This is a genomic window from Agreia sp. PsM10, assembly GCF_030433855.1.
Taxonomy (GTDB): domain Bacteria; phylum Actinomycetota; class Actinomycetes; order Actinomycetales; family Microbacteriaceae; genus Agreia.
On sequence record NZ_JARUXC010000005.1, the window covers coordinates 277405 to 293554 of the forward strand.

The window sequence follows — 16150 nt, forward strand, 5'->3', positions numbered from 1 at the left end:
GAATCAGAGCTCGAGCACCAGCCGGGGGCACGCGGCCCGCGACACGCAGATCATCATGACCTCGTTGTCGGCCTGCTCGTCGGGGGTGAGCACGGAGTCGCGGTGATCGACCTCGCCCGACACCACCGGGGTCTCGCAGGTTCCGCAGGTCCCCTCCCGGCACGACGAGAGCACCAGCACACCGGCCTCCTCGACCACGTCGAGGATCGACCGGTCGGTCGGCACCGTCAGCGTCTCCCCCGACAGGGTGAGCTCGACCTCGAAGGAGTCGTCGAGAACGGGCGCCCCTGCCTCGCGCGCCTCGAAACGTTCGAGGTGCAGAGTGCCGTGCGGAAGAGAGGCGGATGCGTCCTCGACCGCGGCGAGCAGCCTGGCGGGTCCGCAGCAGTAGACGAGCGTGCCGTCGCCAGCCCCGGCGACGAGAGCGGCGACATCCATTCGCTCGTCGACGTCGGCGGTGTACGCGCGCACCCGGTCGCCGAACTGCTTCTCGAGCTCGTCGAGGAACGCCATCGTGCTCCGGCTGCGTCCGGCGTAGGCGAGAGTCCAGGTCGCTCCGGCCATCTCGGCGGATCGGATCATGGGAAGGAGGGGCGTGATGCCGATGCCCCCGGCGATGAAGAGGTAGCTGTCGGCGGGCACGAGATCGAAATGGTTCAACGGGCCGCGCAGTCGCACACGGCTGCCCACCGCCAGCTCGGTGTGCATCGACAGCGAGCCGCCCCGTCCGTCGTCGTCGCGAAGCACGCCGATGCGGTACGACTGCCTGTACGCCGGATCACCGCACAGCGAATACTGCCGCTCGACGCCATCGCGGATGACCACGTCGACGTGGGCTCCGGGCGTCCACACGGGCAGCTCGGAGCCGTCGGCGGCACGGAACTCGATGGTCTTGACGCCGTCGGCGACCTCGACGATGCGGCTGACGACGGCGGAGATCTCGGTGAGGTGCACAGACATGGATCGAGGACTTTCGGTGAGGATCGGGCGACGTTCTCTCCAGACAGTACCTCGCGCACGGCCCCGACGAGACCGTCGTCGTCGAGCATTCCTCGCATCGTCACCGGAGGAAATGTTCGTGTTACGTCGTCGAAATATCCACCTCTTAGAGTGAACTCACCACCGGCCGGCGCGGGCCCCAGAAGTTCATCGGGAGGCACAGAATGAGCGCACTGCCGAGAGACATCTCCTTGCTCCGCTCGGCGACCCTCGACGACGGCTCCGTCGTCGACGTCGAGATCACGGCCGACACGGTCACCGCGATCCGTCCGGCGGGCAGCGCCACGCCGGTCGCCGCATCCGAGACCCTCGACCTGACGGGCTTCGTGCTGCTCACCGCACCGGCCGAACCGCACGCCCACCTCGACAAGGCACTGTCGTGGGACCTGATCGAACCTCCCATGGGCGACCTCGGGCTGGCCATCGATTCGTGGAAGACCTACTCGGCCACGATGAGCGTCGAGTCGATCGCCGACCGCGCCCGCCGGGCAGCCCTGATGCTGCTGCAGAACGGAACAACCGCCGTGCGCTGCCACGTCGACGTGCTGTCGGGCGACGAGCCCCTTCGCGGCGTGCAGGCGCTGGTTCAGGTGCGCGACGAGCTCAGCGAGCTGATGCACATCGAGCTCGCCGCCCTCGCCGGGCCCACGATTCCCACGGCCGACGTCGAGGCCGCCCTCGACCTCGGCGTCGACCTCGTCGGGGGCGCCCCGCATCTGGCCGACGACCAGAGCGCCGATCTGCAGAGGCTGCTCGCCATCGCGTCCGCGCGCGGTGTCGGCGTCGACATCCATACCGACGAGAGCCTCATCGGCGGCTACACGCTCGCCGAACTCGCGCGCACCGTGCGCGACTGGCCCGACTCGATGCCCGTGACCGCGGGCCACTGCGTGCGCCTCGGCACCCTCGAACCGGGCGAACTCGATCGTGTCATCGACGAGGTGCTGGCCAGCGACATCGGAATCGTGACCCTGCCGATCACCAACCTCTACCTGCAGGGCTGGCAGCATCCGGTGTCGACGCCGCGCGGCCTCACGGCCGTGCGCAGGCTTCTGGATGCCGGGGTGCGGCTGGGTGCGGGCGCCGACAACGTGCGCGATCCGTTCAACCCCGTCGGCCGCAGCGACGCGCTCGAAACCGCCTCACTCCTCGTCACCGCCGGACACCTCACCCTGACCGAGGCGTATGCCGCCGTCAGCACGGGGGCTCGCTCGGTGATGAACCTCGAAGTGCGCGCCGGCGTCTCCGTCGGTGCGAAAGCAGAGTTGCTCGCCGTACGCGGCGACAATCTTGCGGATGTGGTCGCGAACGCGCCCGCCGACCGGTACGTGATCCACGCGGGGCGCCTCGTCGCCTTCAGCGAGGTCACGCACCACACAGCCCTCCCGGCTCGAACCTCCGAGCCGTCCGAACTCCTTCTCGAAAAGAGGTGATGAGCCGAATGACGCTGACGACAGATCCCCCTGTGGCCACAACGACGACCGAGCTTCTCAATTTCTCCGACGTCGCCATGACGTTCCCCAACGGCACGACCGCGCTCTCCGGCGTCGATCTCACGGTCAAGAAAGGCGAGTTCGTCACCGTGGTGGGCCCGTCGGGATGCGGCAAGTCCACGCTGCTGCGCATCGCCTCCGGGCTCACCCCCGCGACGGCCGGTGAGACGCACGTGGCGACCAAGCGCATCGGCTACGTCTTCCAGGACGCGACCCTGCTGCCGTGGCGTACCGTGCAGGCGAACGTCGAACTGCTCGCCGAACTCAACGGCATCCCCAAGAAGGCCCGCGTCGCCGAAGCGGCGAAGGCCATCGAGCTCGTCGGGCTCAAGGGGTTCGAGAAGCACCTGCCGAAGACGCTCTCGGGCGGCATGCGCATGCGCGCCTCCCTCGCCCGATCCCTGACGCTCGACCCCGAGCTGTTCCTCTTCGACGAGCCGTTCGGCGCCCTCGACGAGATCACCCGCGAGCGCCTCAACGACGAACTCATCAAGCTCTTCACCGAGCAGCAGTTCGCCGGCCTCTTCATCACGCACTCCGTCTCCGAGGCCGTGTACCTCTCGACACGGGTCGTCGTGATGTCCGGCCGGCCGGGAAAGATCGTCGAGACCTTCGACGTTCCCTTCGCCTACCCCCGCGACCCCGAGATCCGCTTCACCCCCGAGTTCGCCGAACTCGCCGGCGAGGTCTCCCACGCACTCCGAGAGGGACACTCATGACCACCACCGCTCCCCCGACCGGGCCCGTCACCACCAGCAACCCGAAGATCAGAACCATCTCCCGGGCGTCTGAGATGCCCGCACGCCGAGGCGCGCGTTTTCCGTCGTGGGTGCCGCCCGTGCTGGTCTTCGTCGTCATCATCGCCCTGTGGTACTTCGTCAGCTACGTGGTCATCGACCCGAAGCAGTCGTTCCTCGTGCCGCCGCCGCACACGATCTTCACCGACGCGTTCTTCGACCCGAAGACGCTGGGAGACATCTCCGAGGCGCTCGCCCGATCGGCCGGCGTCGCTCTGACCGGGCTTGCTATCGCGATCATCATCGGTCTGCTCTGGGCCATCGCCATGAGCCAGGCACGGTGGATCGAGCGTTCGCTCTTCCCCTACGCCGTCATCCTCCAGTGCATCCCGATCCTCGCTCTCGTGCCGCTCATCGGCTTCTGGTTCGGCTTCGACTTTCCCGCCCGCGTGATCGTGTGCGTCATGATCGCATTGTTCCCGATCGTTGCCAATACGCTCTTCGGCCTGCAGTCGGTCGACAAGGGCCAGCGCGAGCTGTTCCAGCTGCAGAAGGCGAATCGCTGGACCGTGCTGACGAAGCTCGAGTTCCCCGCAGCGCTTCCCGCGATCTTCGCGGGCATGCGCATCTCCGCTGGCGCCTCCGTCGTGGGTGCGATCGTCGGAGACTTCTTCTTCCGTCGTGGCGAGCCCGGGCTCGGAGCGCTCATCAGCAACTACCAGTCGCGCGTGCAGGGCCCCGAGCTCTTCGCCGCGATCATCACGGCAGCGCTCTTCGGCGTCGTGGTCTTCCTCGTCTTCGGCTGGCTGGGCAAGCTCGCCGTCGGCAAGTGGTACGACTACAGCAAGTAGGCGCCGGGCGACAGCACGCCCCCTCGACTCATCCGTCACTCAGCAGCACCCGTTCACAGCACCGAACAGCACCCTCCACACCCTGCACATCACACAAGGAGAAGACATGCGTATCACTCGATCGAGGTCACTCATGGCCGCGGGCGTTCTCGCCTCAACCGCACTGGTCCTCACCGGCTGCGCCTCCGGCGGAACCGACACGGCCACCGACGCCGCGTCGGATCTCACCATCGGCGCGATCGACCTGGCCGCAGCCGGCTGCCCGGCGACCGTCACGATCCAGACGGACTGGAACCCGGAATCGGAGCACGGCCACCTCTACTCCATGTTCGGAGACGACGCGGTGATCGACGCCAGCAACAAGAGCGTCTCCGGGCCTCTTTATGCCAGCGGCGAGTACACGGGTGTCAACCTCGAAGTGCGCGCCGGCGGCCCCGCCATCGGCTTCCAGACAGTCAGCTCGCAGATGTACACCGACTCCGACATCACGCTCGGTTACTCCAACACCGATGAGTCGCTCCGACTCTCGCCCGACATGCCCACCACGGCGGTCTTCGCTCCCATGGAGATCAACCCCCAGATGATCATGTGGGATCCAGCGACGTACCCCGACGTCGAGACGATCGCCGATCTCACGAAGGCCGGCGCCGTCATCAAGTACTTCGGCGGCGCCGCGTACATGGACTACTTCATCGGAGCCGGCATCGTGCCCGAGGCCCAGGCCGACGGCGGCTACGACGGCACACCCGCCAACTTCGTCGCCTCGGGCGGCAAGGACGCGCAGCAGGGCTTCGCGAGCGCCGAGCCCTACATCTACGAGAACGAGGTCGACTCCTGGGACAAGCCGGTGAAATTCCAGCTGATCCACGATGCCGGCTACCAGATCTACGCATCCGCGGTCACCGTGCGCAGCGGGGAGCTCGAAGAGCTGAGCCCGTGCCTCACGGCACTCGTACCCGTTCTGCAGCAGGCCGAGGTCGACTACTTCGACGACCCCGCCGCCACGAACGCACTGATCCTCGACCTCGTCGACCAGTACGACACCGGCTGGGTCTACTCCGAGGGCGTCGCCGACTACTCGGTGAAGACCATGCTCGACCTCGGACTGGTCAGCAACGGCGACAACGACTACATCGGCGACTTCGACGAGGCCCGCGTGCAGAAAATCATCGACAGCGACACTCCGATCTTCACCAAGCTCGGAACGCCGCCCGTCGAGGGCATCACGCCCGCCGACCTGTTCACCAACGAGTTCCTCGACCAGAGCATCGGTCTCAAGTAACCCGCGACTGCACCATCGTCGGCCCTCCGCCTGCCGTCCGATGCTCACTTCGTGTGGGCGTCGGACGGCGGGCGCAGGGCCATCACCATTCGGCACCATCTAAGGACCCGCACCATGACCGACCTGCCCGAGAACATCACCTCCCTCGCCGCCGAGCTCACCGACATCCTGGGTGAACGGGGAGTGACGACGGAACTGCGAGCCCGCGAGAAGGCCTCGGCCGACGGGTCGTACCTGTCGCCGATCATCACCGAGCAGCTCCCCCTCGGGCTTGCAGACATCGTCGCCTTCCCGACCACGGCCGAGCAGGTGGCGCAGGTCGTCGCCGCAGCCGTTCGCCACTCCGTGGGAGTCACGCCTCGAGGCAAGGGCACGGGCAACTACGGCCAGGCCATTCCGATCGAGAACGGCCTCGTACTCGACCTGTCGAAGCTGCGCGGGGTCGTCGAGGTCGGCAACGGCTTCCTCACCGCCCTCGCCGGCACCCCGATCGTCACGATCGAGCAGGCCGCCCGTGAGTCGGGCCAGCAGATTCTCATGTATCCGTCGACGGCCCAGTCCTCGATCGGCGGTTTCCTCTCGGGCGGCTCCGGCGGCACCGGGTCGATCGCCCACGGCTCCAACCACGAGGGCTTCGTGCTCGCGCTCGACGTGGTGCACGCCACCGCGGATGCGCAGCTCGTGCACGTCGACGGCGACGAGGCGCAGCCCTACGTGCACACCTACGGCACCGCGGGGATCATCGCGCAGGCGACGATCGCCCTCGAGCCGCTGCAGGACTGGCGCGGACTGTTCGCCAGTTTCGACACCTTCAACCAGGCCATCTCGGTGATCCGCGAGATCGGACGGCTCGAGCCGACGCCGCGACTCGTGTCGGCCGACCTCCCGGTTCTGGCCAATGCCCTCCCGGCCGACCCGGGCATCCCGAAAGACCGGGCGAGCCTGCGCGCGATCATCGACATCGCGGCTGTTCCGGCCGCGACCGCCCTCATCGAGGCCGCCGGCGGCCGCGTCGAGGAGGTGCGCGAGGGCGCTCAGACCGCGATGAAGCTGAGCATGATCTCGTACAACCACCCGATCGAGTGGCTGCAGAAGAGCGACCCGGGAAAGTACTTCCACATCGAGGTCGCCGGCGACGCCCTCGTCGACCGCATCGACGAGGTGCACGCCGTGTACCCCGGCGGCATGCTGCACATCGAGGCCCAGAAGAACCGCCCGATCGGCATGCTCGCGGGAATCTACGAGAGCGCCGAGAAGGTCTACGAGGGCTTCGACAAGCTCGCCGCGATCGGCGTCGGTGTGCACAACCCGCACATCTGGTTCGTCGACCACGAGGTCGAGCGAACGCTCGCACTCGCCGAGACCACCGACCCGCAGGGGCTCCTCAACCCGGGCAAGCTGCAGGGCAAGCCGACTGTCGGAGCAGGCGCATGAGCGGCGCGCACGCCAACGACGCGGTCGTGAACGATCTGGGCACACGCAAGCTCGTCGAGCTGTCGGGTCCCGCCGCCACCGCCGCGCTCGACGCCGACTCCGTCGTCGTCATCCCCACGGGCGCGATCGAGCATCACGGCTCGCACCTTCCCCTGATGACCGACTACCTGCTTGCGGATGCGATCGCGAACGCCGCCGTCGAACGCGCGGCCTGGCAGGGCGTCGACGCGTGGATCCTTCCCACCCTCGCCTACACCAAGAGCGACGAGCACCACTGGGCATCCGGAACCATGTGGCTCACGTGGGAGACGATGATGAACACCATCGTCGACCTCGGCAACTCGATCGCGGCCACGCCCGCGAACAAGGTGGCGTTCTTCAACGGGCACGGCGGCAACCTCGCCCTGCTGCAGGTCGCCTGCCGCGAGCTGCGCCGTCGCTTCGGGCTGCAGACGTTCCTGCTCGGACCGATCGTGCCCCCCATGGCCGACGGCACGGGTGACGGGCCCGACGAGCTGGGCCTCGGCATCCACGGCGGCCACAGCGAGACGTCGCTCATCATGCACATCCGCCCCGACCTGGTCGATCTCTCACTGGCACAGCGCAGCGTTCCCGAGCACCTGGCCGACTTCGAGCACATCGGGTTCAAGAAGCCCGTGTCGTTCGGGTGGCTGTCGAACGACTTCGGAACCGACGGCGTGCTGGGCGATCCGACCGCCGCGAACGCGGCCTACGGCGCCGCGCTGTTCGAGCACTCGGTGGCGCAGGCCGCGGCGGCGTTCGCCGAGATCGCGCGCTTCGACCCGTCCGGGCCGTCGGCGTGAGCTCGACAGACCAGGCTCCGGCCGCCGCCGTGATCCCGGCCGACGCGTTCGCCGTGCTGACCGAGTGGCTGCCGACGAACGACGACCATGCGCGTCCGTTGATCGCGCTGGCCACGGTCGACGCCGAGGGGCGCCCGGATTCGCGCAGCGTGCTGCTCAGCGAGTTCGATGAGGGCGGCTTCTTCGTGCATACGGATTCGCGCTCCCGCAAGGTCGCCGACGTGGCCGCCCACCCCGAGGTGGCGTTCTCGATCGCGTGGCCGGCCGAGCTCAGGCAGCTGACCGTACAGGGCATTGCGCGGCGCGCGTCGGCCGAAGAGGAGAGCGTCGCGTACGAGCGCCGCTCCCGCTACCTGCAGCTGCTGGCGTGGCTGAACTCCCCGGAGTTCGCGCTGCGCCCGGCCGCCGAGCGTGAGGAGGCGTGGGCCGCGTTCGACGCCGCGCACCCCGACGGCACACTGACCCCGCCCGATACCTGGCTCGGCTTCGTCATCGAGCCCACGCGCACCACCTTCTGGAACGGAACCCCGCTCACCGCGAGCCGCCGCACCGAGTACCGCCGCGCCGCCGACGGCACGTGGAGCACGGCCACCCTCCCGGGCTGACCCTCGCCTGGGAGTGCTTTCGTGCCCGAATACCTCCATTTGCGCTCGCTTCCACTGCACGAATGGAGGTATTCGGGCACGGTCACCGCCGCGGCACGATCGGAAGCCCAGCCGCAAGCAGGAACGGCTTCAGCCGGCGCGGGTTCATTCCGATGTCCCAGTCCCATCGTGAGAAGCCCGGACCGAGGGCGCGTATCCGATCCTCACGAATCTTCTCGTCAAAGAGGATCTGTTTGAGCGATTTGCCGCGGGTCAGCGCGTCGTCGAAGTACTTGGCGCGCCCGTCTGCCTCGCCCACACGATTGAACGCGCGCCAGAAGAAGTCGCTGTATCCGATGCGTCCTCGGTAGTCGCGCCACTCAACCTGCAACTCGGGCGCCGGAAATCCCAGCAGGTGCATGTTCACTCGGCTGCCCGACTCCAAAGGACTCTCCGCAAGGTGCGTGGCGAAGTCCAGCACCCGTCGAGCACGGACGTGGCCACGAAAAGGCAGTCGTTTTTCCCACACCTCGTCGAGCGCATGCTTCTCGATCCGTGCCTCCCTTCTATGACACAGGGCGAAGTCCGCAGCGGTAACGGCCGACATGAACGTGGCATCGACGGCGAGATCGAGCACAGTGCGGGCCACCGAGGTCACGAGCATTCCATCGATAAGCACGACGTCAGCCGGATCCACCCCGACCGCATGGCGAACGATCTCCCCGCGCGAACGCACCGAGGAGTCTCGCTCGACAATGACATGAATTCGGGTGGGCCACGCGCCGATCAAAGGTATCCCGTGGATCGCGGCGGCGGTCCAGTGAGAGAAGACAGGCGCCGACTTCCATCGCTCCGATGCAGCGCGTGCCCGCTGCGTCGTTCTCTGAATCTCGTTCAGCGCGTCCCAGTGCTGACGTGACATGTAGCTGCCCGGAGCGATGCGTGCGAGCTCGTTGCGTCGAACGGCTCTCGTCAGCGCGTTCGGATTCTCTCCTGTCTTCCGCACATCGCGAGCGAATACGAGGGCGCCGTCAGGTGAGGGAGTGTTCATGGCCCTAGCCAAGCGGCTTGCCCAGCCACTCGGGACGCAGAGCCTTCCATCTCGGGAGGGTTCACCGCGCTTCAACGATGGGAAGGAGTAGAGGAGCGCGCGGTGACTGTGCCCGAATGCCTCCATTTGCGCACGCCGCCTCTGCACGATTGGAGGTATTCGGGCACAGAAGCGGCCCCGGCGCGACGAAACGACCGAGCGTCAGAGGGCCAGGCGCTGCGCCGTCTCCGCCAGCACCATCGCGAACTCCGCCTCGCGGCCCGGACCGGCCCCGCCCGAGAGGTTGACCCCGGCCACGCCGTCGATCTCGAGCAGCTCCAGGCTCAGCTCCACGGCCGCCCGGATACCCTCCTCGCGGGGATCAGCTGCCGTCAGGATGCGGTCGAGATACCCCTCCGGAAGCACGAGCGTCGTGAACGATCGGAGCAGCCGCGCGCTGTCGACGTCGGTCACCATCGGCACGCACGGGATGAACCGGGCCGTGATCCCGAGGTCGTGCGATTCGCGCACGAACCGGCCCACGGCATCCACACCCCCGCAGTGGTTCACGAAGCACACGTCTGCGCCCGCGCGCGTCTTCTCGAGCAGTCGCGCCGCCCGCAGCTCGACCGGCGGCGTGGTCGGCGACTCCCCCACCGAGACCAGGTGGCCGGCCGCCCGCGCGAGAGCGGCGACCTGCGGCGAGTCGAGGTCGAAGACGGGAGCCACGTCGGGGCGCGAGCCGAGCAGGGTGTGGTCGCCGGTCACGCAGTGCACCCCGGCGACGCCGACGTGCGCGAGGCCCGCGAGCTCGCCCTCGATGGCGACGCGGTTGCGGTCGCGGCAGTTGATGCCCGTCCAGACCTGCAGGCCCGCGGCGCGGATGAGCGAGGCACGATAGCTCGGTGAGAACTGCACGCGCGCCTTGCCGTGGTCGCCCGCGAGCGCCGCGTCGACGGGGCCGGCGAGCAGGGCCGCGCACTCCGCCAGCGATTCCGCATCCATCGCCCGCGCCGGAAAATCGGCGACGACGATCGGGCGCGTGTTCATCAGCGCCATCATCTCGGCGGCACCGGATGAGCGCGGCACGACCTCGGGCTCGGGCGGCACGGCGCCGTGCCAGGTCACGAGGGGGTCGCCGAGAAAGACGCAGCGGAAGTCGCCCACCTCGCAGCTGCCGTCGAAGTCGACCCCGCCGCACGGCCCGTACTCCATGTTCTTCGGGCAGCCCGCGTGGGCTTCAGACGGGGTGAGAAGCGATTCCACGAGGGTCCTTCCGACGCGTCGCAGTCCCGACGAGTTTCATCTGCGGGGGTGCGAACATTTCATGTTAGCTCCGGCGTGTAACACGGGTGTTTCCGAACCGGCCTCGGCGGATCGGGCCCCGTCAGTAGGCTTGATCCGTCGACAGAACCACCGACGAACGAGGAGATCGCGACACCATGGCAGAACAGTACGACCTGGTCGTGAGGGCCGAGAAGGTGCTCATCGATGGCGAGTTCCGCCCCGCGTCGGTCGCCACGGCCGGCGGCGTGATCGTGGCGATCGCCGAGCTGGATGCCCCGTTCGACGCCGCAGAGACGGTCACCCTGCCCGACGACCAGGTTCTCATTCCCGGCATCGTCGACACCCACGTGCACGTGAACGAACCCGGGCGCACCGACTGGGAGGGGTTCGCCAGCGCGACCCGCGCCGCCGCGGCCGGAGGCGTGACCACCATCATCGACATGCCGCTCAACAGCATCCCGCCCACCACCACCGTCGAGGCGCTCGAGCTGAAGCGCCAGGCGGCGGCTCCCCAGGCCAGCGTCGACGTCGGATTCTGGGGCGGCGCCATCCCCTCGAGCCTCGGATCGCTGAAGTCCGTTCATGACGCCGGCGCATTCGGCTTCAAGGCCTTCCTCTCGCCCTCCGGCGTCGACGAGTTCCCCCACCTCGAGACGGAGCAGCTGTTCGCCGCCGCGCTCGAGATCTCCGAGTTCGGCGGACTGCTCATCGTGCACGCCGAAGACCCTGCGGTGCTGGAGACGGCGATGCTGAAGAGCGGCGAAAGCTACGGCGGCCCCGACTACCTCGACTTCGTCTCGAGCCGTCCCGACCTCGCCGAGGAAGACGCCATCGCGCACATCATCGAGGCCGTGCGCTCCACGGGCGTCCGCGCGCATATCCTGCACCTCTCGAGCGCCCGAGCCCTGCCGCAGATCGAGGCGGCCAAGGCCGAGGGTCTGCCGATCACGGTCGAGACCTGCCCGCACTACCTGAGCTTCTCCGCCGAGGGCATCCCCGACGGCGGCACTCAGTTCAAGTGCTGCCCGCCGATCCGCGACGCGGGCAACCGCGAACTGCTGTGGCAGGCGTTGGAGTCGGGGCTCATCGACATCGTCGCCTCCGACCACTCCCCCTCGACGAAAGAGCTCAAGTTCGCGCACGACGGCGACTTCCAGCTCGCCTGGGGCGGAATCTCGGGCCTGCAGCTCAGCTTCAGCGCCGTCTGGACGGGGGCACGAGCACGCGGCATCCCGCTCGAGACGGTCGTCGAGTGGATGTCCACCAAGACCGCCCGCTTCGCCGGCCTCTCGCAGAAGGGCCGCATCGAGGTGGGCGCCGACGCCGACCTCGTGGCGTTCGCCCCGGAGGCCGCCTTCACCGCGAGCGCCGACGCGCTGCTGCACAAGAACAAGGTCTCGGCGTTCGACGGCTCCGAGCTCACCGGCCTGGTCGCCGTGACCTGGCTGGCCGGCGTGCCGGTCTACACGTCCGGCGCCGTCGACGACGCGCCCGCATCCACACCCACCGGTCGACTGCTCTCGCGCGTCTGACCCCAGCGACACCCACCCTTTCTCGACAGCAGGAGTTCACCCATGGCAATCGTTCTCGGACCCAACCAGTACGGCAAGGCGGAGAACCGCGTCGTGCGCATCACGCGAGACAGCGCACGCCACGAGATCCGCGACCTGAACGTGTCGACGGCCCTGCGCGGACACTTCTCGGCCGCGCACCTCGTGGGCGACCAGTCGCAGGTGCTGCCCACCGACACGCAGAAGCAGACCGCCTACTCCTACGCCAAGGAGAAGGGCATCGAGTCGATCGAGGCCTACGGGCTCGAGCTGGCCCGCCACTTCGTCGACGACGTCATTCCCGTCGAGGGTGCCCGCATCGAAATCGAGGAGTACGCGTGGGAGCACGCGATCGTCGACGGCGTGGAGCACGAGCACACCTTCGTGCGCCTCGGCCAGGAGGTGCGCACCGCCTCGATCACCGTGGAGGGAAAGGGCGCCGAGCAGAAGACGTGGGTCATCGGAGGGCTCAAAGATCTGGTGCTCCTCAAGTCGACGGGCAGCGAGTTCCATGGCTTTCTCACAGACGAATACACGCGCCTCGAACCGACGAGCGACCGGGTGATGGCCACCGCCCTCGTCGCGCAGTGGCGCTTTACCGAGACCGAGCTCGACTGGAACGAGATCTACGCCGGAGTAAAGCGCATCCTCATCAAGCAGTTCGCGGTTCTTCAGTCGCTGGCCCTGCAGCAGACTCTCTACGAGATGGGCAAGGCCGTGCTCGAGGAGTACCCGTTCATCGCCGAGATCAAGTTCTCCGCCCCCAACAAGCACCACTTCCTCTACAACCTCGAGACCTTCGGGGTCGAGAACAACAACGAGGTGTTCCACGCCGACGACCGCCCGTACGGACTCATCCAGGCCACGGTCATGCGCGACGACGCACCGGATGCCGGACCCGCGTGGACACCCGCGGCGAACCTCGCGTAGACCGCCCGTGAGCACCACCTACCTCGGCCATATCTTTCACGTCGCTGGCTCCCCCACCGTCGCGGATGCGCGAGAGCACCTCGTATCGCTTCCCGATGGCGCGCTGGTCGTATCTGACGCCGGCACGATCGAGTGGATCGGCGCTGCCGCCGAGCTGCCGTCGACGTTCGCGGGCGCATCCGTCGTCGACAACAGGGGCGGGTACATCGTGCCCGGCTTCGTCGACGCGCACGTGCACTTTCCGCAGACGTACTCCACCGACTCGTACGGTGGCGGCCAGCTGCTCGAGTGGCTCGACAACTGCATCTTCCCGGCCGAGTCGCGGCTTGCCGACCCGGAGTTCGCCGAGCGCATCGCTCGCGACTTCACGCGTCGCCGCGTCGCCGCCGGTACGACGGCCGCCATGGTCTTCGGCTCCGCCTTTGCGCACGCGCAGGATGCCCTCTTCCGCACCACGCGGGATGCCGGGCTGCGCGTGGTGTCGGGCCGCGGCATCCAGACCGTGGGGCCGGAGTCGGCGAGTGCGCTGATCACCGGCGAGGCCGAGGCGATCGCGCTCGTACGCGACGAGATCTCGACCTGGCACGCCGTCGATACCGGCGACGCGGCGACGGCGCGCATCCAGGTGGCGATCGTGCCTCGGTTCAGCCTGTCGGTCACGCGCGAGACGCTGCGTGCGCTCGGCGAGCTGTACGACGAGGTGCGCGGCGCGGGCGTGTACTTCCACACCCATCTGAGCGAGAACGACAGCGCCGAGGGCGGGGAGATCGCCGCTGTGAAGGCGGTGTTCGAGACGGACAGCTACCTCGACACGTACGACGGCAAGTTCTTGCTCGGGTCTGAGGTGGGCGGTTCGACGCTGCTCGGACGGCGCAGCATCTTCGCGCATGCGGTGCACTGCACCGTCGACGAGCTGGCCCGGCTCGCGGCGACCGGATCGTCGATCGCGCACTGCCCGACCTCGCAGCAGTTCCTCGGATCGGGCACGATGCCGTGGAGCCGCACGACGGAGGCCGGGGTCACTGTCGCCCTCGGAACAGACGTGGGCGCGGGCGACGAGTGGCTCATCTCGAGGGTGCTCAACGACGCGTTCAAGGTGCACATCAGCGAGCCCGGCGAGGCGAGCGTGTCGCTGGACCCGGCAGAGCTGCTCTTCACCGGCACCCTCGCCGGGGCTCGGGCGCTCGACATGGAGGAGCGTTTCGGCAACCTCGACGTGGGCAAAGACGCCGACTTCCTGCTCATCGATCCCCGGCGCTGGGAGCCGCTCGCGATGCTGCTCGAGGGGCGGGTGCACGAGGACGACGAACAGATCGACACCGACCGGGAGCTGTTCGCCCTGCTCATGGGCCTGCGCGAGCCGGCGATCGTGGGGGTCTTCGTGCAAGGGAGACGAGCGGTGTCGCCGGAGTAGCGTTCACGTGGGTGGCTATTCGCGCTAAAATGACAATGAGCGATCGAGAACAACTGACCTCCACCCCTGCGGTGGAGGTTTTCTTGTATGACCACTTCCCTCCCACCCTCGCTTCGAATCTCCGTCGCGACCGAAGCCGACCGGGCTGTTCTCGAGCAGCTCTGGACGATGTTCCGGCACGATATGTCCGCCTATTCAGGCGCGCTTCCCGATGAACGAGGCCGGTTCCGCCAGGAACGCCTCGACAATGCCCTGGCTGACAGCACATGGCGCGGCTACGTCATCCGGCTCGACGATGCGCCCGCGGGTCTCTGCATCATCCGCGGTATCGGTTCCCCCGAAGTCGTGATCAACAGCATTTTTCTCGCGAATGCTGCTCGCCGACACGGCTACGGCCGCGCCGTCATCCGCGCGATCACGAGCCAGCATCCGGGCCGATGGGCGGTCGCGTTTCAGGAGGCCAACGCTGCCGCCGCTGCATTCTGGACCGCAGTCGCAGCAGAAGCAGACGCCGAGTGGTTCTCAACGCGCGAGCCGGTTGCGGGTCGCCCTGACTTACGACCCGACATCTGGATCCGATTCGAGGTGAGAGCCGGGCGAGATCGATGACCCTGTTGCGCTCGCGGCTGAACGCGGATGAACGTCAGCCCCTATCTACGTCCACGTCTTCGAAGGGCCCAGTCTTGGAATGATCTGGTCAACTCGCGGGAGTGTGTCCGGCCGATCATCGACTACCCACGAAAATTCGAGCGAGTAGAGGTAGCCCTCCGCATCGATCCAGAGCACGAGCATTCCGAGATCTTTTCCTTCAGCAGTCTTTACCTCGGCAGTCACGTCAAGCGGATTCGGCGACCCATGTGCGGGCTCAAGCGAACGATCAACCTGGAACTCGAGCATCGTCGGTATGCCGGTAGGACTGTGAATGGTCGCAGCCTGTGCGATGAGTTCTCTCTGTGCAGGGATGTCAAATGCGTTGACCATAGCGACGACAAGCGATCGGATCCGAAGAATCATCGCATCGTTCATCTCAATCATCACGTCTTCCACGCACCTTTAGCTGCATCGCCCGAACACTCACTAGGCGATTCGCAGGTCATCCAACATAGGCAAGTCGGAGGGAGGGGCATCGGCCCACCATGTGTACTCAAGCGAATCGAGGTAGCTGCCGTGGTCGAGCCAGACCATGATCTCCCCGACACTCTTACCATCAGCACTGACGACCTCGGGGCGATAAGGGACGGGGCTTGGCGTTGTTTGCGCGGGAGCTGTGCTCTCTCGGTCCACGCGAAATGCCAGGAACGCGAGATTGCCGCGCACATCACTGATCGTCGCCGTCTGTGCCAGCAGTGCCTCCCTGTCCGTTGGCGGGGCGTGATCGACTATCGCCTCGACCAGAGACCTCACCCGAGCGAGGTGGCGAGACATGTCGCTTGGCTGCGACTCATTCGTTTCCACGAGGACCGTACCTCCAACCACCGTTGTTCTCGATGGCCTGAGATCTATGCTGCAGCCTGACGTCTCGATTGCTCGCGTCATTCACGGTCGCGACTTGGAAGCTCGAACTGCCATAAATATGCGAAGGTTCCGAGAAAAACGATAGAGCCCGAGAGCACGACCAACGCAAGTGGTGGTCCAGGGCGCCAGAACCCGTTCCAGACGAGATTGTAGGAAAGGCTCGAGACTGCACCAGCTACAAGGGCTTGACCGAAGTGACGCCAACCCGAAGGAACTTGCG

Annotated in this window: 16 protein-coding genes; 11 read left to right on the forward strand and 5 right to left on the reverse strand. The window is 67.1% G+C overall.

The window, feature by feature from the left end; all coding sequences use genetic code 11:
* Positions 1-3: 3 nt before the first annotated feature.
* Positions 4-960: a PDR/VanB family oxidoreductase gene (locus QCD70_RS08895; protein WP_301215199.1), complete on the reverse strand. Its 957-nt coding sequence runs from the start codon at positions 958-960 to the stop codon at positions 4-6.
* A gap of 203 nt (positions 961-1163) precedes the next feature.
* Here QCD70_RS08895 and QCD70_RS08900 point away from each other — a divergent pair, with 203 nt between their 5' ends.
* The 7 genes from QCD70_RS08900 (at position 1164) to QCD70_RS08930 (ending at position 8225) form a co-directional block, all read left to right on the forward strand.
* Positions 1164-2432: an amidohydrolase family protein gene (locus QCD70_RS08900; RefSeq protein WP_301215201.1), complete on the forward strand. Its 1269-nt coding sequence runs from the start codon at positions 1164-1166 to the stop codon at positions 2430-2432.
* Positions 2433-2440: 8 nt separating this feature from the next.
* A complete protein-coding gene (locus QCD70_RS08905) occupies positions 2441-3211 on the forward strand; it encodes an ABC transporter ATP-binding protein (RefSeq protein ID WP_301215203.1) in 771 nt (256 codons plus the stop codon).
* The gene (locus tag QCD70_RS08910; RefSeq protein WP_301215205.1) at positions 3208-4080 is read left to right on the forward strand and encodes an ABC transporter permease; all 873 of its coding nucleotides are present in this window, start codon (positions 3208-3210) and stop codon (positions 4078-4080) included. The genes QCD70_RS08905 and QCD70_RS08910 overlap by 4 nt, the downstream gene beginning before the upstream one ends.
* A gap of 106 nt (positions 4081-4186) precedes the next feature.
* On the forward strand, positions 4187-5362 hold the full coding sequence (locus QCD70_RS08915; protein ID WP_301215207.1) for an ABC transporter substrate-binding protein: 1176 nt from the start codon (positions 4187-4189) through the stop codon (positions 5360-5362).
* A 114-nt stretch (positions 5363-5476) separates the two neighbouring features.
* Positions 5477-6796: an FAD-binding oxidoreductase gene (locus tag QCD70_RS08920; RefSeq protein WP_301215209.1), complete on the forward strand. Its 1320-nt coding sequence runs from the start codon at positions 5477-5479 to the stop codon at positions 6794-6796.
* The gene (locus QCD70_RS08925) at positions 6793-7620 is read left to right on the forward strand and encodes a creatininase family protein (protein ID WP_301215210.1); all 828 of its coding nucleotides are present in this window, start codon (positions 6793-6795) and stop codon (positions 7618-7620) included. The genes QCD70_RS08920 and QCD70_RS08925 overlap by 4 nt, the downstream gene beginning before the upstream one ends.
* Positions 7617-8225: a pyridoxamine 5'-phosphate oxidase family protein gene (locus tag QCD70_RS08930; protein ID WP_301215212.1), complete on the forward strand. Its 609-nt coding sequence runs from the start codon at positions 7617-7619 to the stop codon at positions 8223-8225. Before QCD70_RS08925 ends, QCD70_RS08930 begins: the two co-directional genes overlap by 4 nt.
* Positions 8226-8307: 82 nt before the next feature.
* Here QCD70_RS08930 and QCD70_RS08935 read toward each other — a convergent pair whose 3' ends face one another.
* A complete protein-coding gene (locus QCD70_RS08935) occupies positions 8308-9255 on the reverse strand; it encodes a hypothetical protein (protein ID WP_301215214.1) in 948 nt (315 codons plus the stop codon).
* Positions 9256-9456: 201 nt separating this feature from the next.
* Entirely contained in the window at positions 9457-10500 is a 1044-nt protein-coding gene (locus tag QCD70_RS08940) for a methylenetetrahydrofolate reductase C-terminal domain-containing protein (RefSeq protein ID WP_301215216.1), read from the reverse strand.
* Between the two features lie 176 nt (positions 10501-10676).
* On the opposite strand from QCD70_RS08940, the gene allB reads away from it, so the two are divergent.
* From allB to QCD70_RS08960, 4 genes are all read left to right on the forward strand, one after another.
* Positions 10677-12053: an allantoinase AllB gene (gene allB, locus QCD70_RS08945; protein ID WP_301215218.1), complete on the forward strand. Its 1377-nt coding sequence runs from the start codon at positions 10677-10679 to the stop codon at positions 12051-12053.
* Positions 12054-12095: 42 nt separating this feature from the next.
* On the forward strand, positions 12096-13001 hold the full coding sequence (pucL, locus tag QCD70_RS08950; protein ID WP_301215221.1) for a factor-independent urate hydroxylase: 906 nt from the start codon (positions 12096-12098) through the stop codon (positions 12999-13001).
* Between the two features lie 7 nt (positions 13002-13008).
* Positions 13009-14415 (forward strand): amidohydrolase family protein, encoded by a 1407-nt coding sequence (locus QCD70_RS08955; RefSeq protein ID WP_301215223.1) that lies wholly within the window; start codon positions 13009-13011, stop codon positions 14413-14415.
* An 87-nt stretch (positions 14416-14502) separates the two neighbouring features.
* Positions 14503-15024, forward strand: coding sequence for a GNAT family N-acetyltransferase (locus tag QCD70_RS08960; protein ID WP_301215225.1), 522 nt, complete (start codon positions 14503-14505; stop codon positions 15022-15024).
* A 45-nt stretch (positions 15025-15069) separates the two neighbouring features.
* Here QCD70_RS08960 and QCD70_RS08965 read toward each other — a convergent pair whose 3' ends face one another.
* Positions 15070-15462 (reverse strand): hypothetical protein, encoded by a 393-nt coding sequence (locus QCD70_RS08965; protein ID WP_301215227.1) that lies wholly within the window; start codon positions 15460-15462, stop codon positions 15070-15072.
* A gap of 30 nt (positions 15463-15492) precedes the next feature.
* On the reverse strand, positions 15493-15840 hold the full coding sequence (locus QCD70_RS08970) for a hypothetical protein (protein WP_301215229.1): 348 nt from the start codon (positions 15838-15840) through the stop codon (positions 15493-15495).
* Positions 15841-16150: the final 310 nt, after the last annotated feature.